Consider the following 23,994-nt stretch of genomic DNA (forward strand, 5'->3'; position numbering starts at 1 on the left):
TTATTTTTATTTCTAATTCTGGCATTTGGGAATCGTTAAAATAAAACTACATCCTGCTCCTTCTTCGCTCTTGATGTATACCACACCACCTTTTTCCTCGACTATTTTTTTTACTATTGACAAACCAATTCCTGTACTTTCTTTTACATCACGAGCTTCAATAGTTTGAAAAACTTGAAACACTTTTTGTTGGTATGCCTCCGCAATGCCGGGTCCATTATCTTTTATAGTAAATTCATGAAAATCTGTCAAAGAGTTATACGTACATTCAATTTCACCTATTGCTTTATCATTGTATTTAACAGCATTACTAATCAAGTTGGTAAATACTTGCTGCAATAAAATTCTTTCGGCTTCTACAACTGGGAAATTAGTTCCTATTGAAATCTCAAAAGTATCAGGAACTATAGAGTCTACTAATTGTTCTAAAAGTTCTTTTACATCAACGATTTCTTTTTCAATTTCAAGACGACCTATCCTTGAATATTCGAGAACACCATTGATTAAATTTTCCATTCTTGTTACTCTACGACGCAGTAAATCAAAATTTCCTTTTACTTTTTGTGGCATTTCAGGCATATCCTCAACAATCCATTCAGAGAGGTTGTAAATAGCTCTCAAAGGTGATTTTAAATCATGAGATACAACATGAGCATACTCATCAAGTTCTCTATTTTTCTTTTCTAAACTTTTAAGCGCACCTATAAGATTTTCTTCAACATTTTTTCGATCTGTGATATCCGTCCCTATTGAAATATATTGATACGGAATACCTTTACTATTTAAAAATGGTACAATAGTTTTGTTTTCCCAATAATAGGTCCCGTCTTTGGCTTTATGTTGTACTTCACCTTTCCAAGTAGTGCCGCTGTAAATATTTTCTAAAATTTGTTTTCCAAAATCAGTTTCAAAAAAAGCATCCATATGTGGTTGCTCTTTTCCTAATAATTCTTCTCTATCAAATTTTGAAACAGAACAAAAATTATCATTAACATACGTTAGTTTTCCTTTTTTATTGGTTATTGATACAATAGCTGCTTCATCAAGTGCAGCTCTAATGTCTTTAACTTCTTTAGATTTTTCGCTAAGATTTTGCTCGGCTACCGTAATATCTGTAACGTCTTGTACAACACCGTTTAGTGCAATAATAGAACCTTGAGTATCCATTACTGGTTCTCCCATAGCGAGAATGTATTTTATCCTTTCGTCTGGGAAAACTATTCTATAATTTATTTTGAATTTTTTACCGGTTTTTGAAACCTCTTCAATACCATTATCCACAACTATTAAATCATCCTGATGGATTAATGTTCTATATTTTTCAACCAACTCATCTGTAGGCATCGTGTTCATTTCAAAAATTCGATAATGCTCCTCAGACCAAATTAACTTTTTTGAAATAAAACTATAATTCCAACTGCCTATTTTTGCAATTTGCTGTGATTGATCAAGTAAATAATTTACATCTTTTAAATGCTGTTCTGCAAGTTTTTCTTTCTGAACATTTCTAGCTATTGCGTATAAATTACCTGTTTCTGGATCTGGTGATGTGTTCCAACTCAAATTTATATAAGATCCGTCCTTAGTTCTAAATCTATTTTCGAAATTTATGGTCTGTTTTAAATCCGCTAGTTTTTCAACCTCCATAATCGTTTTTTGAACATCTTCTGGATGAACAAAATCGATAAAAGGCATTCCCTCTATTTCTTGTTTTTCATACCCTAAAACCGATTTAAAAGCTGGATTTACTTTGTGGAAAAGTCCATCTAAATTTGCTATGCACACTAAATCTTTAGAAAGATCAACGAAATTTTGCAACTCTTTTTGTGAGTTTAAGTATTCTAAATTTTTCTTTCTAGCATCAAGTAATGCTACCACTTGATTTGCTAAAAGTTGTAAAGCATTTTTTTGCTCTTCGGTTAATTTATTGGGTTTTGTATCAATAACGCATAGAGATCCCATGACAAATCCATTTTTGTTAAGCAATGGAGCTCCTGCATAAAACCTTATATTTGGGTTTCCCACTACCAGTGGATTATCATAAAATAATTCATGTTCAGTGGCATTTTCAACCTCAAAAACATGATTGTTCATGATCGTATATTGACAAAAAGAATCTTTTCGAGATGTCTCACTTGCATCAAGACCTACACTAGCTTTAAACCACTGTCTATTTTGATCAATTAAACTTACTAATGCTATAGGAACACCACAAATATAGGAGGCTAACTGAGTTATTGATTCGTATTCCTTTTCTGAAAAAGTATCTAGAATTCCATATTCCTTTAGAACTCTAAGGCGTTCAATTTCATTTTCAGGCGTTGGGTAAACTTTCATTTGAAAATATTTTGGATAACATCGAAATTTACAAATAAAAAATTGCATCAACAGTCCTTTACACATATTTATTCGCTGTTATCTCCTGTTATCACAATAAAAAAAAATATTTGACACTGCCTTTTTCTAAACAAGAATGCTTTTTTACCTAAAATAACCTTTAAATAAAATCAATACCTTTTTTAAAAAAAATTGTGATTTAATTTACAGGCGATTACGTTATCAACTCAATATTTATAATAGTACATCCTATTTAATAAATGTACCCTTCAAGATTTTATTTAAAATTCATCTCTAAAAAAAATGCCTCCAATTGAATGATTCAATTGGAGGCAAAATTTAAGCTAAAAACAAATCAGATTTACATTATCTTGGATTTAAAATTAGATCAATTCTTTTGATAGCATCTTCATAGTGGTATTTTGTTTCTGGATGTACTACTTTAGTTTTAGCAATAGATAATGCGGATTTCAAAGTAGTTAATTCTCCTCGAACCAATCCTCTTACATCTGATTGTGCTACATTATAATAGTCAGACGGACGTCCTGATTTTATTTCTTCTTTCATCAGATAACCCATTCTTTCCAGGTAAGCCCGTTGTAAATTTCTTCTATAAATAGTCACATTCGAACCTAAACTAGCTTCTTTCCAAATTCCTTTGCGCATATCACCCAGCAAATCCAATGCTTTATAATTTGAAGTACCCATAATTTCTGAATCTATTAATCGTCCCAAACGCTCAAAACTCAATAGTGCATTCAAATGTCTGGCTTGCAAATTTCGGAAACGTTCTGTGTATCCTGCATAATCAATATTTTTTAAAGTGCTCACATTTACCAACCAACTTGGCGAAGCAAAAGCATTGGCTTGCAACCACTGCATTGCTTCTTGTTGCTTTGCTTTTGGTACAATATCGTAAATAGTTCCTTTTTGGTTTGGCTTTTTAGCAGCCTCGTAAACACCACCTACATTAGTTACTACATGCCCTACGTACCTACCCCAAACGTCTAGCATTTCTTTATACAGTTCCTCTAAATCTTCGTAATTATTAGTCACATCACTAGTCCATTCTGGTAAATGTGCCGCTACATATTGCAAATTTTTAAGTCCGTAAGTACCAGCCTTCATTGAATTATTTCCAATATCTTCTGTTTGTGAAGTAGGGTCAAAACTACTGCTTTGTTGCCCGTATTTATAGATAATATTTCCCGATTTTTCCATAATCCACTGGTCTAGTGTAGGCACCTCTGCCTCTGGAGAAATCGCATTTGGAATCACTCTGTAGCCCCAATTCGTAGCATAATGATCGTAAGGTCCCATTTGGCGGATAAAACGAACGTTTTTATCTCCAGGTTGTGCAATATAGTTGAAACGGGCATAATCCATCAAACTGGCTGCAATTCCGTTTTTCTGTGTAAACTCACCATTTCTATAATTTTCAGTATCATAGGCACAACTAGCACCCATATTATGAGGAAAACCTAGTGCGTGTCCTACTTCATGAGCGATAACCATACGCATCATCTCACCCATTTCAGCATCACTGGTATTTAATGTTCTTGCTGTTGGATTAGCAGCACCGGTTTCTAACAAATAGCGATTTCTGTACGAACGCAAATGGTTGTGGTACCAAATTACATCGCTCTCGATAATTTCTCCAGTTCTAGGATCAGAAACGCTTGGTCCGACCGCATTACGAGTTGTGCTCGCCACATAACGAATTACCGAATATCGAATGTCCTCTGGACTAAAATCAGGATCTTGTTCTTTCGTTGGTGCATCTTTGGCGATAATTGCATTTTTAAAACCTGCCGTTTCAAAAGGCTTTTGCCAATCTTCAATACCTTGTTTGATGTACTTACGCAATTTTTCGGGTGTGGCAGGATCCAAGTAATAAACAATCGGTTTTATGGGTTCTACAAGTTCCCCTTTTGCATAAGCGATAGGATCTTTAGGCTCTAATCGCCAGCGACGGATAAAGGTTTTACTGTCAGATTTTAATTCATCACTCCCATAATCAATTTGATCCATCGTAAACCATCCCACACGCGGATCGGCCAATCGAGGTTGCATTAATTTTTCAGGCAATAAAATCATCGACTGATTCATTTGAATGCTTATTGTTTCTGAGTCTTCTTGAACCGGTGGTTTAGAGGCATTGTACGTGAAATCTTGAATTACTTCAATGTTCATCGGAAAACTTTTCATCGTATTGATAAAACTACGAGAATCATCCATGCCTTTTACTTTATATGTTTCTCTCATTTCAGCTGATAAACCGCTAATCGCTTTTACATCAGTTCCATAAAACTTAGTAACATCAATTACCGTATTTGCTGAATCTTTACTGAACGCAACGATATCGAATGCAAATAAGGTAGGCTCATAATTATTGGATTTAACCGAAATGCTAATTGGCAAACTGTCATTAGCAACTGCGCTGAAAGACTTTATCTTAATCAAGATTTTATCCTGAAAACGTTGCCAGACAATAAGTTGTTCATTTGTCTCTGAACCAGCATTTACATACCCGCCACCTAAATTTGAAGGCAGTTTTGACAACCGACTCACTAAAAGCATGTCTTTATCCAAGTACTTATTCGGAATTTCGAAAAAATACTTTTTGTCTACTTTGTGCACTGTAAACAAACCCTCATCGGTTACAGCATCTTTTGTAATTACTTTGCTATACTCCTTGATAGTTGTCTCTGGTTTCTTTTCAGGAGGTGGCGCTACAACAGCATTTTTATCTTTTTTCTTTTTCGATTGCGCAAATTGAGTAGTAGGTATTAGCATTGCAGTAGCAAGTGCTGTTAAAATGAAAAATTTCTTCATTTACAGGTTTTTTAGTGGTTAATCAATACCAAAAATAAATTTTAGTCGCTGTAAATTTAATAGTATTCAAGGGTTTAACTTTTAATTAACAAAATGAAAACCAGTTAGAAATTTCATACCAAAAGAAACAATACTGTTTTACTGCACTCCTTAATTTTTGATTCTACCAAATAACAAAACTCTAATAAATACAAACTACTGCACCACGCTACATTTCCTGTTGTTTTACACAGAACCAAATAGTTGTTGCCTACAATTTTTTTTGTTTCATGAGATCTTATGAAATGTCCATTTATTATTGAACCGCCTTAGTCGAAGTGCCTACTGTCAGGTAGATGTGGGTATTTGGATGCAAAAACTCGATTCGGGTTTGCTGCTTGTTTATTCTCATTTCTACTCGCTCTTGCTCATTTTCTAAAGTGTAACTTGTGTAATTTTTGTCTGAAGGAAATACACTTGAATTAATAATTTTATACTTCATTTTAGTAGAAGTAAGAAAGAAAACTACCTCTCGTTTTTGTGTATCAAGGAATACAAAAGAGTATTCATTACCAGAAATATTGCACTCACCCTGCTTAAAAGGCTTCTCATCTACACAATACCGTTGCACGTTAAATACCTGTTCTTGAGCATAAATAGAGCCCGTAAGCAAGAACACAAAAATTAATTTTTTCATATATTGTATTGTTTTCAATATCCGAAATTGGATACCACTTACACATTGCAAAAGATAAGCCACAATCTTTTTTAAAGTAAAATAAAAAAGAGACTCTACACCTTTTTCAAATGAATTGTACTAAAGAATGCCTTAAAATAGGCTTATTTCCTTATTGCATCTCGATTTTTATTTGTATTTTCGATTTTCAAAAACCTAAAACTTTCTTGTTTATATAAAAGTGAAAGTGATACGGAAACAATAAAAAAATACAAATGACTTCATTTAGCAAAGAATTATCCTTTCGTTGGTCTGATTTAGACCCTAATTTTCATGTTCGACACAGTGCTTATTATGATTTTGGTGCGCAGCATCGTATAGAAATTCTAGAGAGTCTTGGTTTAACGATGAGCGTAATGCAAACGCAAGGCTTTGGTCCCATTTTGTTTAGGGAAGAATGTGTGTTTAGAAAAGAAATAAAATTGGGTGATACCATTTTTATGCACACCAAAAGTTCTAAAGTAAATGCCGATGCTTCGCGGTGGTCGATTGTTCATGAATTCAGAAATGATAAGAACCAACTTTGTGCAACTATCACTGTAGATGGCGCTTGGATGGATTTAAAACTAAGAAAACTAGCAGCACCAACTCCTGAAATTGCTATGGAAGCGCTTAGTGTTTTTCCTAAAAGTGAAGGCTTTGAAAGCATCTAAGCGGCTAAAATAAAACACTCCATATCCTAAAAAAGAATAAGCGAAAAATTAAAGAAAAGTGTACCTATTATAAATCTTTAGAAACTAATTAAGACACATTACTGATCATTTTTATCTAGTAATTTTACAATATTTTTTTTGAATTTTATAATTTATTACAATTTCAATTTTTGATCTTTGTGCGTAATACCATTTCTAGATTAGAGTACCATTCCTTTTTAAGTTGGTTCTTTTAAAAAAAACACACCTCATTTGAAAAGATATTTAAAGAAAAGTTTGAAAATTTTCCTTTGGATAATAGGATTTATTGTTCTGTTGTTCGTAGTACTCTTCGTAGTTATTCAAATACCATCTGTTCAAAATTATGCTAAAGATAAAGCAGTAACTTATCTAGAAGGTAAAATAAAAACGAAAATAAAAGTCGATAGCCTTTCTATTGCCTTTCCAAAAAAAGTAGTTCTTACTGGGGTATATTTTGAAGACCAAAAAAAAGACACTCTTTTTGCTGGAGAAAAACTAGCTGCGGATATCAGTCTTTTGCAGTTAATCAACAATAAAATAGAAATCAATTCCTTAGAATTAGTCGGAATTTCAGCAAATTTAAATAGAGATACTAAAGCCGTTTTTAATTTTGATTACATCATAAAAGCGTTTGCTGCGCCAGAAAAACAAAAGAGTGATTCACCAGCCATGCAGTTTTCTGTAGAAGAAATTAAGCTCGACCGCATCCAGTTTAAGTATACGGATGCTGTTACAAAAAATAATCTTTATGCCAATTTAAAGCATTTTGAAACGAAAATTAAAACATTCGATTTAAACGAAATGAGCTTTGAAATTCCTAAAGCTAAAATCAACGGATTAAAATTGAAATTAAAGCAAGGTTTAGTTCAAATTTCCAATGCGACAAAAGTGGCAGCCATAAAAAATGAACCAGAATCCATCTTAAAATTAAAATTGGGTGAAATTGATTTGGCAAAAATTGATTTCGATTATGAAAGTGAAGAAACCAAATTATCGACTCATTTTTATTTAAAAAAACTACTCGCTAAAATTGATAAAATTGACCTCAACAATCAATTTGCTATCGTTGATCTTCTGGAAGTAACAGGTATAGAAGGTGCTTTGGCTTTTGATCAAATAGATAAAAGCAGATCTAAAAAAGAAGTAGCAAATGCCGAATCGAACAACTGGGATGTCAAAATAAAGAAAACGGAATTCAAACGGGTCAATTTTCGTTACGATAACAATAATGTAGCAGCAGTTCAAAAAGGTATCGATTACAACCACCTAATTCTAACCAATGTAAATTTACAAGTTGAGGAATTAAATTACAATCCCGAAAATATTTCCGGAATTGCCAATTCTTTAACCGTTAAAGACAAAAGCGGCTTGAACATTCAGTCCTTTAATGCGGAATTTTTCTACGGCAAAAAAAATGCTTTTGTTAAAAAATTATACTTAAAAACTCCTCAAACGGAACTAAAAGATGAAATTAGAATTGGATATCCTTCTATTGAGTCACTAGCCAAAAACCCCGGAGAATTAGGACTTATTGCTAATTTGAAAAAAAGTAAACTGGGAATTAAAGATATTTTACTTTTTGCTCCTACCCTGAATACTGTGAATCCCTTTATGAGTAATCCCAATGCAATATTGTTGATTAATGGAACTGTAAAAGGAAAATTAAAAAATATTGAATTCCCAAATATCGAAATTAGTGGGATAGGAACAACAACAATAGCAGCAAGCGGCAGAATCATTGGTTTACCAGATGTAAATAAAGCCTATTTTGACTTAGATATTAAAAACTTACAATCTGGTTCGAAAGATTTTGTTGGCTTTTTGCCAAAAGGTACGATTCCAAATTCAATTCAGTTGCCTTCAAAATTTAATGCCAAAGGTTTTTTTAAAGGAACCATTGCTAATTTCAACACTAATATGAATATCGCAAGTAGTTTTGGAAATGCAAAAATCAAAGCTACATTCGACCAAAGTAGAAAAAATTACGAAAAATACGATGCCCAAACGGAACTCAACAACTTTGATTTAGGGAAATTTATAAAAAATGACTCTATTGGAAAAGTAACTTTAAAAGCCAACATAAAAGGAACAGGATTTAATCCAAAAACAGCCACAGCATCATTAAATGGAACTATTTTAAAAGCGTATTACAACAAATACACTTATAAAAATCTTGCTGTAAAAGGAGCCATCCGCAACGGAAACTTTAATGCAACTGCAGTTGCAAAAGATCCCAATCTAACATTTGATTTGGTAAGTAGCGGAAGTTTCAAGGACAAATATCCTACTGGAAAACTAAAACTGAATGTGGATATTGCTGATTTAGAAAAGCTGAATCTGCATGCTGGCCCATTAAAATTGAGAGGTGTTGTAGATGCTGATATCCAATCGGCAAATCTAGATTACCTTAACGGAACGGTTTATGCACACAACATTACCATCGTAAATGCTAAAGAAGAATTTGTAATTGATTCTATTAGCGCGGTGGCAACATCGAGCTCTGAAAAGAACACATTGGTATTGAAATCACCGTTTTTGGATGTTGAGGCTGATGGAAAATACAAGTTGTCAAAAATAGCGACTGCTTTGTCAAATTCTATTGCTACATATTATAATAGCGCGTCAAATTTTAGAAAAACAGCAGTTGAGAAACAAGAATTTGTTTTTAAAATTGGTGTAAAGGACAGTCCAATTCTACTTAAACTTATTCCTGAATTGAAAAGTCTGGAACCAATAAATATTCAAGGAAGATATAATTCTGTTAACGACTCTATTATTTTGAATGGTACAATTCCAAAATTAATTTATGGAGAAAACACCATCACAAATGCTGTCCTTAAAGTAGATACTAAAGACAATGCAATAGTGTACAGCTTTGTAGTTGATGACATTCAAAACAAACAAATACAATTGCCTCACACAAGCATTACCGGTAAAGTACAAAAAAATATTGTGGATTATACGGTGCAATTAAAAGATGCAAAGGATAAAGAAAGATACTTAATTGCAGGTACATTAAAAGCTACCAACGGAAACAACGATATCAATCTTAATCCAAATAATTTGCTACTGAACTATGAATCTTGGAAAATAACACAAGATAATTTAATTCGCTTTGGTAAAAACGGTATTTATGCTGATGACTTCAAATTGAGTAAAGAAGGTAGTCAAATTAGTCTACAATCACAATCTCAGCAAAGAAACGCTCCGCTAGCAATCGATTTTACAGATTTTGATATAAAAACCATTACCAGTTTTGTAGAAAAAGGGGATTTACAGATGAGCGGTAAAATCAATGGAAATGCGTTGGTCAAAAATATAAGCACTACACCTCTTTTTACTTCGGACTTAAACATTGAAAATTTTACTTTCAAAAAAGACACTGTCGGAAACATTAGCATCAAAGTAAATAATGCAATTGCAAATCAATATGACGCTGTAATTGCCATTACTGGTCAGGGAAATCAAGTTAATCTAGAAGGGAATTATAAAACTAAAGACAGCAGTTTTGATATGGATCTAGATATTGATAAATTGAATTTAAAAAGCATTCAAGGTTTTACACTTGATAATATTACGGAAAGCACAGGATTCTTAAATGGGAATTTTAAAATTACGGGCAATACAAATCAGCCTAAAGTAATTGGAGAATTAAAGTTCAATGAAATTGGTTTCAAAGTGAAGCAGCTCAATGCAACATTCAATTCTTTGAATGATAAAATTGTATTTACAAACGATGCTATTCTTTTTGATAATTTTATAATCAAGGATGAAAAAAACAATGATCTCGCCATAAACGGAAAAATTGATAGTGCTAATTTCAGTAATTTTGGCTTTGACTTAGCCATCGATGCTGATAATTTTAAAGCCATTAATTCGAAAGAAAAAGACAATGCTTCCTATTACGGCGAATTGTATTTGGACAATCATTTGAAACTATCTGGGAATTTAGACAATCCTATTGTAGAAGGTAACATAAAAATTAATAAAGACACAAAATTTACTATTGTTATACCGCAATCAGACCCTTCAATTGCGGATAGAGAGGGAATTGTAGAATTTATCGATCAAGACAATCCTAAATTAGCAAACACTATCTCTTTGGACGAGTTAAAGAGTGAAATGGACATCAAAGGCATCAATGCATCAGTAAATATTGAAATTGATAAAGATGCCGAACTATCACTGGTTATTGATAAAGCAAATGGGGATTTCCTAAAATTAAAAGGAGAAGCGCAATTAAACGGCGGTATTGATCCATCAGGAAAAACGACATTGACTGGAAGATATGAATTATCTGAAGGTAGTTATGAAATGAATTTTAATGCTATCAAAAGAAAATTCGACATCAAAAAAGGCAGTTATATTCTCTGGACTGGAGAACCTACAACGGCTGATATCAATATTACTGCAGTTTACAAAACAGAAGCCGCTCCCCTTGATTTAATAAATGATCAATTAGGTGATGTTACCGCTGAAATAAGAAATACGTACAAACAAAAAATTCCTTTTGAAACCGAATTAAAAATGACTGGTGATTTGATGAAGCCAAACATTTCATTTGACATTATTTTACCGGAGGGCAACAATAGTGTTTCTACAGAAATCATCAATGCTACGCAAGCCAAATTGACACAATTGCGTCAACAACCAGACGAGTTAAACAAGCAAGTTTTTTCCTTACTGTTATTGAATAGATTTATAGGAGAAAATCCTTTTGCTAGTGAAACTGGTATTGCTAGCGTGTCCTCGATTGCAAGAGAAAGCGCCAGTAAAATTTTATCGCAGCAATTGAATAACTTAGCGAGTGATTTAATTGAAGGCGTAGAATTGAATTTTGATTTGAATACCTCAGATGATTACACTACTGGTCAACGCGAAAACAAAACTGATTTAAGCATAGGAATTTCAAAGAAATTATTGAATGATCGATTAAAAGTCACTTTGGGAAGTAGTTTTGGAATCGAAGGCCCACAACAAGTGAATCAAAACGCTAATAATATCGCAGGTGATGTTTCTATTGACTACCAACTTTCTAAAGATGGAAGATATAAAATGCGAGCCTACCGCGTTAATAAATACCAAGTAGCCTTGCAAGGAGAAGTTGTAGAAACTGGAATTGCTTTTATAATCACCTTGGATTACAATAAATTCAGTGAGTTGTTTCGCAAAAATGAAGCGAAAAAAGCAAAACAAAAACAGAAAAAGAATTAAATAAAGTACGTTTAAAATGTGCCTTTAGGCACTAAATATTGGTAGGAATAATATAAATTTCAAACAAAAATGTCCCGTAGGGACTATACCATTATGGCAAATACATATACACAAATACATATTCATTTTGTCTTTGCAGTAAAATTTAGAGATGGTAGTATAAATTCTCAATGGAAAAATACTCTTTATAAATATATAACAGGAATTATTCACAACAACAATCATAAGTTATTGGCAATTAATGGAACCTCAGATCATATTCATATTTTGATTGGACTTAGACCTTCACAATCTATTTCTGACTTAATGAAAGATGTAAAACAAAGTTCTTCAAAGTGGATTAATGAGAATAAATTAGTTAAAGGACATTTTGAATGGCAAGAAGGCTATGGCGCTTTTTCACATAGTAAATCACAAATAAACAAAGTAATAGATTATATTGATAATCAAGAATCTCATCATAAAAAGTTAACTTTTAAAGAAGAATACTTAGATTTTCTTAAAAAATTTGAAGTTGATTATGATGAAAAATTTATTTTTAAAGAATTGATTTAGAATAAGTATAGTCCCTACGGGACATAGAAATAATTATATCCTTTACTACCAATATTTAGTTCCTAACGGAACAACAATAACAACAAATAATATATGAACAAGAACCATTTATTATATTTTCTTTTTTTAGCATTGTTCGCTTCATCGTGCAGCAATACTCGATTTCTTCCCGAAGGAGAACTGTTGTATACTGGCGCAAAAGTTACCGTTGAAGGAAAAGACGTGTCTAAAAAAGAAAAAAAAGCGTTAAAAACAGCATTAAAAGAAGTTCTTAGACCAAAGCCAAATTCCTCGATTTTAGGATTACGACCTAAATTATATATCTATAATCTGGCTGGGACGCCAAAGAAAGAAAAAGGATGGCGCTACTGGTTGAGAACCAAAGTAGGCGAAGCTCCCGTTTTATACAGTCAAGTAGATTTAGAATACAACAAAAGTGTTTTACAAAACTTTGCAGAAAACAGTGGCTATTTCAATACAAGAACATCGGCAGATTCAACCCGACATGGTAAAAAAGCAACCGCAGAATATATCGTAAAACCCGGAAAGCAATATAAAATTAAAGAAGTAAAATTCCCTACAGATTCCTCTATAATTTCAACTGCGGTTCGCAATACCAGAAGAAGAAGTCTGCTAAAAGAAAAAGAAGGTTATAGTCTTGCTGTTATTAAAGAAGAAAGAATTCGTATTGACGCCAGACTAAAAGAAAAAGGATTCTTTTATTTTAATCCTGATTATCTCAAAGTACAAGTAGATACAACTGTGGCTGATCATCAGGTGGATCTTATTGTAAAGGTAAAAGACGAAGCTCCAAAACTGGCTGAGACACCATACAAAATCAATAAAATCATCGTTTATCCCAACTATTCTATAGGTTCTGACAGTGTGAAAACGAATTTGGATTCTATTAAAAAATACAATGATTTATCCATAATAGATAAGGAAAATTTATTTAAACCGCGCATTTTTGATCGAGCATTATATTTCAAAAAAAATGATTTATACAACCGTAGCAATCATAATCTGTCATTAAACCGTCTCGTAAACTTGGGCACATTCAAGTTTGTAAAAAACCAATTTAAGGTTTCTGATACTACGGGCAATTATCTCGATGCGTATTATTTTTTAACTCCTTTACCTAAAAAATCAATCCGATTAGAACTGTTGGCCAAAACGAATTCTGCTAATTACACCGGAACCGAACTCAATTTAAATTGGAGCAACCGAAATACGTTTAGAGGAGCAGAATTACTTACCATTTCAGCTTTTGGTGGTGTCGAAGTACAAGTATCTGGACAAAACAATGGATTTAATGTCTACCGAATTGGAACCCAAGCTGATTTAGTTTGGCCACGATTAGTTGCCCCTTTTAAACTCAATTCGCCCAGCGGTTTTGTACCCAAAACAAAAGCTACAATAGGCTATGAGTTTCAAAACAGAACTAAATTATATTCCCTTCAAACTTTTAAAGGTTCCTTTGGATATTTATGGAAAGAAAATGAACGAAAGGAACATGTTTTGAATGTTACTGAGATAACATACGCCAGTCCAAGAAATGTAACTCCTCTATATCAGGAGCAAATTGCCGCAAATGAATCCCTTGGAAAAGTAATTGAAAAACAATTGATTTTTGGACCAACCTACTCCTACACTTACACCAATACGTTACAAAAAAGAAAGAAAAACACCTTTTATTACAAAGGAACAATCGACTTAGCAGGAAATGTGGCAGGTTTAGTTTCGGGTGCGAATCTTAGAAAAGGTGATACTATTAAATTATTCGATGTTCCGTTTAGTCAATTTATCAAAATAGAAAGTGATTTTAGACATTATTACAAGTTAGGACCTGATTCTCAAATAGCAAGCCGAATTATCGCAGGTGCTGGATTTGCTTATGGAAACTCTCGAGAAATGCCCTTTATCAAACAATTCTTCATTGGTGGCACCAATAGTTTACGCGCTTTTAGAGCACGTTCTATCGGACCGGGAAGTTTTGACGGTGCTTCAACAAATACCAATACGTTTTTACCCGATCAATCTGGTGATTTAAAATTGGAATTCAATACCGAATACCGAGCTAAAATTTACGGATTAGTGAAAGGAGCGCTATTCATAGATGCCGGTAATATCTGGCTATTGAATGAGAATCCAGATAAACCCGGAGCTACATTTTCGAAAAAATTTCTGAGTGAAATGGCCGTAGGAGCTGGCGCTGGATTGCGTTTTGATTTCTCATTTCTGATTCTGAGAACAGATCTTGCCTTCCCTATTCGAAAACCATATTTGCCCGATGGTAATCGTTGGGTTTTAGACCAAATCAGTTTTGGAAATGGTTCATGGCGCAAAGAAAATTTAATTTTCAATTTGGCTATTGGCTATCCATTTTAGTATAATACAATCTGGATAAAAAAAAGAGCACGATGATTTCGTGCTCTTTTGTATAATAACTAATCAAGGCGTAAAATCTTTTTTTGTGCCGTTAGGCACTAAATATTGGTAGTAATTGGGTTTAAAATTTGTTAGCGTGCCGTAGGTACGCAACATTTATGGTTTTGTTGCGTACCTACGGCACGCTAAATTCGCTTCAAATGTTGTGTTTTTTTTTACCAATATTTAGTACCTAACGGCACAATTTAACTATTAATTCCCATAATAAATTATCCAGTTTTAGTTTACCAAGAATAAGGCATTGCTAAATAATAAAATTCCGTTTTCCCAGAAACCTCTAAATAACGGATTATCTACCATGTAAATAACTGCTCCATTTTCCTTTTTATCTACAGCAAAACTTACCGTATTGTTTAGTTTCTTTTTAATTTCATTACCGACAAATCCATAACTTTTATACTCTATTGGTACATAAACAACATTTATTGCTTTTTTCAACAATGAATAATGCCTGTCATCTGTTTTTAGACTAAAATATTTATCGCCTAAACCAAAAGACATTGGATGTGTTTTATTCAACAAATTCTCGATGATGGCGCCAGGAATTGATTTCGATATGTACCTTCGTTCTGTTTCTTGGAAATCTAAAAAGCGCTCTTTTAATGCCTCTTCTTCAGCTTCTTTTTCAGAACTCAATTTTTCTTCCTCCGAAGCAAAGAGACTCAGAGCATATCCTTCTTTACCTTCAAATAAGCTAAGTGCACTATTCATTGCAATCAATTTTCCGCCGTTATTTACCCACGCTCCAATTTGTTTTTGTTGCTCTTCGGAGAAATCATAATAGCCATCAGGTAAAATCAAGGTATTGTAATCGTATAATTTAATTCTTTTCAAATTATCAGCATCAACAACACTTACGGGATACCCCAATGTTTCTTCTAAGTAATACCAAACAGCACCAAATTCAGTAGACCCGACTCCTTTTCCTGATAATAATACAATTTTAGGCGCTTTTAGTAAATTAAAATTCTCGCCTCCTACATCTTTTGAGTTAGATGAAAATCCAGTTAAAATGTAATTAAAATCTGTTTTTATTTTCACCAATTCAGATATCGTTTTTTCAAAATCGACTACTTTGGGATTATCAGTTTTTGTAACCAGCAAACCACCTGGTTCCACGGTTTGATCACCGAAAACTGCTTTTTTCATAGCAGAACGTACTTTGATATTATTTTGGTGCAACAAGGACAAAACCTGAGCTGATACTCTATTATTCCAAGGAATATGAAAAGCATATACATTTTGAGGAATCGTTTTTTCTTGTATTGCTATGGACGCTTTTGTTTTGATAGCAATACTGTTTTTCAACGCATAGCCTTCAACTCCATACGCCAAGGGCAACGCCCAAGCGGTGATATCATAGGATAAACTGTCATTCAGCTTTTGATTTGGTTCAAAAAGTACTTGTGCAAAAACAGCTTTTTGTTGGTCTACTTTTACAATTAAATCATTAGGTTCAATTGTGAAATCTTTCTCTGCTTTGGTATAATAACTAAATCCCGAAGTTTTTTGACTCGCATCAGCATAACTGAATTCCACATTATTCTTTTTCAACAAATCCGCCATTTGAACTAACTTCGGATTGTTTTTCATTACATACATTTTATAATTTCCCTTCACTGTTTTTCGGGAATTATTCATAAAACCTCTGAATCCTTTCAGCAAAACATCTGCTTGGGCTGCTGCCGATTCTACGACCGTTAATACTGCCGTTGCATGATGTGTCAGTCGATCTTTGATCGTTAAATTGATGCCGTTACTCATCACAACTTCTCTTCCCGCTCCTATTCCGCCTTGTTCCAATGTCATTCCTACGGCTCCGTTGTAAGTAGGATAGGTATCGCCATAACTGGGATAAAACAAATCAAATCGCTCTCCTGTGTTGTACATCCAGTTTTGAGCATCAAATTTTTTAGAAATATTTTTACCAAGAGTGTAATGAAAATCTTTTTGATACTTTTCAATGTATTCGTGCAAAGGCTCTGCTGATGGTGGAAAGAAATACGGAGAATCGTACCCCATTTCATGTACATCTGTATGAACTTGTGGCATCCATTGGTTATACAAAGCAATTCGCTGCTGTGACTCCGCTTGTGTTTGCCAAGCCCAGTCTCTATTTAAATCGAAAATATAGTGGTTGTACCTGCCGCCCGGCCACTCTTCCATGTGTTCTCTATCTGACAATTCTGGATGCGTTTTCTTCCCTGAAATTTCTCGTAACCAATTTCCGTATCTAGAATATCCATCGGGATTGATGCACGGGTCTAGGATCACAATTGTATTTTCTAACCACTTTTTAGTCTCAGCATTCGAAGGATTTACTAATTCGTATGCTACCGTCATAGCGCTTTCAGTTCCTGCAAATTCGTTTCCATGTACATTAAAACTCAACCATACAATTAGTTTATCGCCAATCATTTGCGATTTATTTTGGGACAAACCAATGGCTGCTAAATTGTTATTTCTAATTTGTTCTAAATTGGCTAAATTCTCCGGACTAGAAATAAAATAGACATTCAAATCCCGTTGCTCTGGCGTTACACCATACTTCTGATGTTTGATTAAAGTGGACTTTTCTGTAAGATGTTTGAAATAATTTTCAGCTTGATGGTAATAGGTAATTTGTTTTCCGTAATTGGGTAAAAACTGAGATGGACTTTGCACTTGCGAATGGGCAATTAATACAAAAGTTAGCATTAGATAAAAAGAAAAAACAGTCTTTTTCATATTATTTTGGGTTAGTTATGTTTCAAAAATAGCCATTTACGAACTATTGCACAAGCTAAATTTCGGATTAGTTACATATTAATTATCCTAAACCTCAAGTTTTTATTAATTCATTTTTTGTTGAAGAATACTAAAAATAGAGCACCTTTCGTTATTATATAAACAATAATAGTAAGTTTTGGATTAGTATCCTTGCTACATTCTATTATATTTGCAAACAACAAAATTCACACTACAGATGGAAGAATGTATCTCAGTTTTTGACATGCTAAAAATTGGTGTTGGGCCTTCAAGCTCGCACACATTAGGGCCTTGGAGAGCTGCAGAGCGGTTTCTTGGCGAATTGCGAAGCGAAAATTTATTTCCTAAAGTCGAGCGCGTAAAAATAGACTTGTACGGTTCCCTTTCCTTAACAGGAAAAGGTCATGCCACTGATTTGGCAGTAATGCTAGGGTTAAGCGGACAGGATCCAGAATACATTCCAGTGGAAAATATTGATGCGATAATAAAATCAATTGAAACAAAAAACGAAATCAATTTAGGTAACGAAAAACTAGTTCCTTTTTATTTCCTCCAAGACATCGTTTTCAATAAAAACTTCCTTCCTTTTCATGCCAATGGAATGACTTTTACGGCGTATATGACAGATGACAGTGAGTTCGTTTCTACCTTTTATTCAATTGGTGGCGGATTTGTAGTCAAAGAAGAACGCATTAACGCCAAGAAGAAAATAGAAATAAAATGTGCTTTTCCTTATCCAATTGAGAAAGCAGCCGAACTATTGACGATCTGTAAAACAGAAAATAAATCCATTTCAGAAATCGTTTATGAAAATGAAAAATCGATGCGCACCGAAGCAGTTATCGATCATGAATTGATACGCATTTGGAAAACAATGCTCGAATGTATGTACATTGGTTGCCATTCAGAAGGGATTCTCCCAGGAGGTTTAAACGTGCGCCGCAGAGCTTTTGATATGCACCAAAACCTCATCGGTTTAGCCAATTATGATTCGCCTCAAAGCTGGCTCGAAGAAATCCGTAAAACCGAAGTGAAGTTTCGCCAAATCTTGCAATGGGTAAGTTGCTTTGCCTTAGCTGTAAATGAAGTAAATGCAGCTTTAGGTCGCGTGGTTACAGCACCAACTAATGGTAGCGCAGGAGTAATTCCTGCCGTTTTAATGTATTATTTAGTCATTGAAAACCATAATGCTGGTGAAAAAGAAATCAAACAATTCCTTATGGTTGCTGGTGAAATAGGTAGTATTTTCAAAAAAGGTTCAACCATATCTGCAGCAATGGGTGGCTGTCAAGCTGAAATAGGTGTATCATCTGCCATGGCAGCGGCGGCTTTGTGCGAATTGATGGGCGGAACTCCCGAGCAGGTTTTAATGGCTGCCGAAATCGCGATGGAGCATCACTTAGGATTGACTTGTGATCCTATTGGTGGTTTAGTTCAGATTCCTTGTATTGAAAGAAACACAATGGGCGCGATAAAAGCCATCAATGCAGCTGAACTTGCGCTACAAACCGATCCGAAAAATGCTAAAGTACCTTTGGATAAAGTGGTAGATACAATGTGGCAAACCGCAAAGGACATGAACAACAAGTACAAAGAAACATCCGAGGGTGGATTGGCAATTGCCGTAAATATGGCAGATTGCTAACTAAAATAACACCAAAATTCAAATATCAAAAATTTTAATGTACTATCCATTGAAATTCAAGTATTTACATTAAATTTGATCTTAAATTTTAAATCAAAAGCCATGGAAATCAATTGGATTATTGTCAGTGTTTTGGCTTTCTTTGTAGTTGTATTTATTATTTTTTTAATCAAAGAAAATCAAAAAGCCAAAAAAAAGTACACCCATTTTTTAAATACTGATTTCAAAAAAGCAGAAGAAGTAGAATCAGATTTGAATGACGACATCTATTAATTTGTTCTTTTTTAAATTACTTCCTATGTATACGATTGATTGAAAATGAAAATAATTTTGAAAAATTTAAATCGAATTCTAATTCAATTCATCATTCCACATAATTTTTTTGTTTGAAAAAATATTAAAATGAAATAGCTAATGATGTAGTTAAAAATACATTTTGATTATTAGGTAAATTATTTTTTACAAAGATGTCTTCCTTACTGCTTAAGGATCTAGCTTCTATTCTGAAGATTAGATTGTCAGTTGGTAAATAATCAAAATTTGCGGAAAAACCATACGTTTTAAATCCGTTTGGAGTTGTTGATGCAATAATAACTCCTTTTTCATCACTATAATATTCAGCTCTGGCAGCCAACTGTATTTTAGCTGTAGGCTTAATTTGAGCAATTACTACCGGTGAAAACCAAACATCATTTTTATCACTTTTATATGCGTTTTGTTGCGCTCCAATATCAAAACCGACATGGATATTTACTTTTTCAGAAACATTGAGCAGTGCATAAAAGTTATTAAAATAGCGCCATTTTCTATAAATATCAGGTTGCTCATTCCCTAAATAAGTACTCCAATTTAAGGTAATTAAAGACGATGGTTTAAAAGTTACCTGCGTTGCAAAAGCGGGTGTTTGATTACCTTCAATTTTCTGGATTCGTTGCCAGCCGTTTAAATACATCGCAGCCAAATACCATTTTTCATTTTTTGAAGTATAGCTAATTTTCAATCCTGCTTCATAATAAGGTGAATTATCCGCTAAAATACTCCTAGTCAATGCTATACAATCTTTTCCAATAGCACTTTCGAAACCAATATGTGATGGCATAATCCCCATATCAATCCATAAATTATGCTTTTTAGAAATCTTTACACCTATGTTGGCTTCGTATATATTTTGCAATAAAGGCTGTTCCGAGGCCAAATTATACTGAGGATATGTCCCAACCATTAAAGCAAAATTCCCTCGAACATTATTCTTTTCATAATTCACTTTTATCAATCCTAAATTTAAATTGACTTCGTTGTGTTTGTTATGACTGTAAATAAATCCCGGTCTTTCATGATTGCTAGGTTTACCAAAATCATAGCTGTAATACATCTCTAAATATCCAGAAAAGGTGAATGAATTTGGTTCTTTTTCGATTTCCTGTGCATTCACTGTTACTAATCCGAAAAAAATTAAAGCGGTAATTATTATTATTTTCATTTTTATTATTTGATATTTGATATTTGAAATATACAAGGTATTACTTAAAGTTAAATCATTGAAATCCGTTAAATTGAATTTTTTTTATAAAAAAATCATACTCCAGTGAACAGTATAAATAATTGATGCATTACTAAGAAAAAGAAAAAAGAGAATAACGATATAATTTTAAAATACAAGTCGAGTATTTATACTTACCCATTATCATCAATTGGTGATTACTTCCTTCGTGTATCAATCAAATGAATGATTTTCCAACTGTTATCTTTTCTAAAAAGCGTAAAAGCATTCACGCCTTTGTGACTTAATTTTCCGTTCACATAAAACTCATAAGGTGTCCAGACATGAGCCATACTTCCATCTACTTGAATAGCATAACTTAGAATTTTTTCCTGAAACTTCACTTCTTTAGAAATAGAACCGATCGATTTAAAAAACGCTTGCGCGCTTTCATTGGATAATTTAATTCCTTTAGCATTCTCACTTATGGATTGTAAAATCATAGTTTCGTCACAAAGTCCTTTTAATTGGACTGTATCTTTGGCATGAAAAGCCTCAAAAAAAGTCTCAACTACTTTTTTAATTTCTTGATTTTGAGCCTGCAAACTTACCGACAGGAAAAAGGCAAACACTATGATAGCTTTATGCATAACTATTTTATTTAATTAATTTGACCGCCAAAGAAACATTACTATACATTTTTGAGTTAAAAATATACATTTTAGTACCTTTACGATCTCAAAACAACAAATATGTCAGTCGCTAAAAAAGATTACAAAAGGATTACTACAAAATCATTGATAGAAATGAAAGCCAATGGCGAGAAAATATCGATGCTTACCGCCTATGACTTTACGATGGCAAAGATAGTCGATACGGCAGGAATTGATGTGATTTTAGTAGGCGACTCGGCATCAAATGTGATGGCTGGTCACGAGACTACCCTACCCATAACTCTAGACCAGATGATTTATCACGCATCCTCAGTTGTAAGAGCAATCGAAAGGGCATTGGTGGTTGTAGATTTGCCTTTTGGAAGCTATCAATCTGATCCAAAAGAAGCCCTGCGTTCCTCTATTAGAATCATGAAGGAAAGCGGAGGTCATGCCGTAAAACTAGAGGGTGGAAAAGAAATTAAAGAGTCCATTAAAAAAATATTAAACGCCGGAATTCCAGTGATGGGACATTTGGGTTTAACCCCACAATCCATCTATAAATTTGGGACTTACACCGTTCGTGCTAAAGAAGAAGAGGAAGCACACAAGCTGATAGAAGATGCTAAATTATTAGAACGTTTGGGTTGTTTCGCATTAGTTTTAGAAAAAATACCCGCTCATTTAGCTGAAAAAGTTGCCCAAAGTATTGCAATTCCAGTAATAGGCATTGGCGCAGGTGGTGGCGTAGATGGACAGGTTTTAGTTATTCACGATATGTTAGGAATGAATAATGAATTTAGTCCACGATTTTTGAGAAGATATATGGATTTATATGACGGAATGACAAAAGCAATTGGTCAGTACGTTGCTGATGTAAAATCCAGTGATTTCCCAAATTCCAGCGAACAATATTAAAATTAGACTTCTTAGATTATTGGATTGTTAGACTAGAACAAGTAGAAATGCATCGATTTAAGGATTTAGAGATTTGGAAAAAAAGTAGATTTTTTTGTTCTGAAATTTATAAAGTGACTTTGTCTTTTCCAAACGAAGAAAGTCTAACTTAACTAAATATCTAAGAAGTCTAAAAATCTAAAATCCAAATGAAAATAGTTTCGAATAAAAATAACCTTCAAATTCTTCACGAAGACAACCATCTTATTGTGGTCAACAAGCGTGTAGGTGATATTGTGCAAGGTGATAAAACGGGTGACAAACCCTTATCTGATGTGGTGAAAGAATACATCAAAGATAAGTACAACAAACCTGGCGAAGTTTTTCTGGGTGTAGTGCATCGCTTGGACCGCCCTACAACAGGAATAGTCGTTTTTGCACGAACCAGCAAAGCGTTGACACGAATGAATGAATTATTTAGTAACCGGGAAACTCAAAAAACGTATTGGTGTATTGTCAAAAACAAACCAGTTGCATCTGAAGATAAATTGGTTCATTATATAAAAAGAAACGAAAAAAACAATACTTCAAAAGCCCATCTAAAAGAAGTTCCTGAAAGTAAAATAGCCAGTTTAGATTATAAAATCATCAAAGAGCTCAATAATTATTTTGCTCTGGAAATTAATCTGCATACCGGAAGACACCATCAAATTAGAGCACAACTTTCGGCTATTGGTTCTCCTATAAAAGGCGATTTAAAATATGGTTTTGATCGAAGCAATCCCGATGGAGGCATTCATTTACATGCCCGGAAATTAGTTTTTGTACACCCTGTTACCAAAGAAAATTTAGAAATTTTAGCCCCAACTCCAGATGACGTAATTTGGAATGCAATCTAGAAAACTCAATTCCTCAACAACTGTTGTCATTGTGTCTCACTACAGCAAAATCTAACTAGAATGGTCAACAACGATTTTCCAACCTTCTTTAAATTTTTCAACTAGTAAAGTAAAAAATCCTTTTTGTTCCCCTTTTTCCATTTGCAAATTCCAAGCTCCTAAAACAAAGGCATGTTTTTTATCTATCATTTTAATTTGTTTAATATCAAAAGTTAAAGTACCCATGGCGGCTTTGTCAGGATAGACTTGCTGATAAATCTCTAAGTTTTTTTGCCATCCGTAAAATGGTCCTGTTTTCCCAACAAATACTAAAGAATCCGATTTTATATACCCTTGCATATATCCAATCATATCGCCATTATTCCAATCTAAACGTTGCTTTTCTAAGACTGCTTTAATTTCTTTCTCTTGAGCAATTGAAAAATAACTACAAAATAAGAACAGTATTGATAAAATGATTTTTTTCATTTTTTTTCGATTTGTATTGAATTTAACTTTAGTTGGACAACCTTTATCCCTTTTCATGAACCAAATATATTCAAAATATCGTGTTCATTCCCATTTAATTTTATGAAACAGTATAACATAAAAATACTTGAACTGCTATTTAATGTTTAGTGTATTTTACACTTAATATATAATACAGCATTAACTATTTAAACCTATACACTGCATGAATTCACATTAACTATAAAATAGTTTTTATTCATATTGCTCTCAAACAAAATATGAAAATCTTGGCACCAACACCTTATGATTTAATTTTGAACATCTTATAAGTAACCAATTCAAAAACAAAAAAAAGTTTACGAACATACAGCTAAAAAAATCCTGTTTTTTTATTTTAGTACCCAAAGAAAGTTGGTATCAGTTAATAATTATGTAATTTTAAAT

General features: G+C 33.4%; 15 protein-coding genes. 8 read left to right on the plus strand and 7 right to left on the minus strand.

All coding sequences use genetic code 11. The features are described 5' to 3' along the window. Nucleotides 1-12 precede the first annotated feature (12 nt). The 3 genes from AC061C_RS09915 to AC061C_RS09925 form a co-directional block, all read right to left on the minus strand. The gene (locus AC061C_RS09915) at nt 13-2,337 is read right to left on the minus strand and encodes a PAS domain-containing protein (protein ID WP_478291038.1); all 2,325 of its coding nucleotides are present in this window, start codon (nt 2,335-2,337) and stop codon (nt 13-15) included. Nucleotides 2,338-2,703: 366 nt separating this feature from the next. Further along, the gene (locus tag AC061C_RS09920; protein WP_478291039.1) at nt 2,704-5,172 is read right to left on the minus strand and encodes a zinc-dependent metalloprotease; all 2,469 of its coding nucleotides are present in this window, start codon (nt 5,170-5,172) and stop codon (nt 2,704-2,706) included. A 295-nt stretch (nt 5,173-5,467) separates the two neighbouring features. Continuing rightward, complete coding sequence (locus AC061C_RS09925; protein WP_478291040.1) at nt 5,468-5,848, minus strand: hypothetical protein; 381 nt, start codon at nt 5,846-5,848, stop codon at nt 5,468-5,470. Between the two features lie 254 nt (nt 5,849-6,102). Between AC061C_RS09925 and AC061C_RS09930 the strand changes: the two genes are divergently transcribed. From AC061C_RS09930 to tamL, 4 genes are all read left to right on the plus strand, one after another. After that, entirely contained in the window at nt 6,103-6,540 is a 438-nt protein-coding gene (locus AC061C_RS09930) for an acyl-CoA thioesterase (protein ID WP_417978460.1), read from the plus strand. A gap of 252 nt (nt 6,541-6,792) precedes the next feature. Then, nucleotides 6,793-11,775 carry a translocation/assembly module TamB domain-containing protein gene (locus AC061C_RS09935; protein WP_478291041.1) on the plus strand — a complete coding sequence of 1,661 codons (4,983 nt, stop codon included), beginning with the start codon at nt 6,793-6,795 and terminating at the stop codon, nt 11,773-11,775. A gap of 93 nt (nt 11,776-11,868) precedes the next feature. Next, the gene (gene tnpA, locus AC061C_RS09940; RefSeq protein ID WP_309757136.1) at nt 11,869-12,330 is read left to right on the plus strand and encodes an IS200/IS605 family transposase; all 462 of its coding nucleotides are present in this window, start codon (nt 11,869-11,871) and stop codon (nt 12,328-12,330) included. 93 nt (nt 12,331-12,423) lie between these two features. Next, the gene (gene tamL, locus AC061C_RS09945) at nt 12,424-14,718 is read left to right on the plus strand and encodes a translocation and assembly module lipoprotein TamL (protein ID WP_478291042.1); all 2,295 of its coding nucleotides are present in this window, start codon (nt 12,424-12,426) and stop codon (nt 14,716-14,718) included. Nucleotides 14,719-14,997: 279 nt separating this feature from the next. Here the strand turns inward: tamL and AC061C_RS09950 are convergent, their stop codons facing one another. Then, on the minus strand, nt 14,998-17,505 hold the full coding sequence (locus tag AC061C_RS09950) for a M14 family zinc carboxypeptidase (RefSeq protein WP_478291043.1): 2,508 nt from the start codon (nt 17,503-17,505) through the stop codon (nt 14,998-15,000). Between the two features lie 238 nt (nt 17,506-17,743). Between AC061C_RS09950 and AC061C_RS09955 the strand changes: the two genes are divergently transcribed. After that, the gene (locus AC061C_RS09955; protein WP_478291044.1) at nt 17,744-19,171 is read left to right on the plus strand and encodes an L-serine ammonia-lyase; all 1,428 of its coding nucleotides are present in this window, start codon (nt 17,744-17,746) and stop codon (nt 19,169-19,171) included. A gap of 102 nt (nt 19,172-19,273) precedes the next feature. After that, nucleotides 19,274-19,444, plus strand: coding sequence for a hypothetical protein (locus AC061C_RS09960; protein ID WP_478291045.1), 171 nt, complete (start codon nt 19,274-19,276; stop codon nt 19,442-19,444). Between the two features lie 124 nt (nt 19,445-19,568). Here AC061C_RS09960 and AC061C_RS09965 read toward each other — a convergent pair whose 3' ends face one another. Together AC061C_RS09965 and AC061C_RS09970 are read right to left on the minus strand one after the other, a co-directional pair. Then, a complete protein-coding gene (locus AC061C_RS09965) occupies nt 19,569-20,651 on the minus strand; it encodes a porin (RefSeq protein WP_478291046.1) in 1,083 nt (360 codons plus the stop codon). 218 nt (nt 20,652-20,869) lie between these two features. Then, entirely contained in the window at nt 20,870-21,301 is a 432-nt protein-coding gene (locus tag AC061C_RS09970; protein ID WP_478291047.1) for a Cif family virulence factor, read from the minus strand. 102 nt (nt 21,302-21,403) lie between these two features. Here AC061C_RS09970 and panB point away from each other — a divergent pair, with 102 nt between their 5' ends. Together panB and AC061C_RS09980 are read left to right on the plus strand one after the other, a co-directional pair. Continuing rightward, nucleotides 21,404-22,222: a 3-methyl-2-oxobutanoate hydroxymethyltransferase gene (gene panB, locus AC061C_RS09975; protein ID WP_309758125.1), complete on the plus strand. Its 819-nt coding sequence runs from the start codon at nt 21,404-21,406 to the stop codon at nt 22,220-22,222. Nucleotides 22,223-22,410: 188 nt separating this feature from the next. Then, complete coding sequence (locus AC061C_RS09980) at nt 22,411-23,100, plus strand: RluA family pseudouridine synthase (RefSeq protein ID WP_478291048.1); 690 nt, start codon at nt 22,411-22,413, stop codon at nt 23,098-23,100. Between the two features lie 51 nt (nt 23,101-23,151). On the opposite strand, the gene AC061C_RS09985 is transcribed toward AC061C_RS09980, so the two are convergent. Continuing rightward, nucleotides 23,152-23,568, minus strand: a complete 417-nt coding sequence (locus AC061C_RS09985; RefSeq protein ID WP_478291049.1) for a YybH family protein — start codon at nt 23,566-23,568, stop codon at nt 23,152-23,154. Between the last annotated feature and the right edge of the window lie 426 nt (nt 23,569-23,994).

The sequence above is a fragment of the Flavobacterium sp. GNP010 genome (assembly GCF_056428945.1).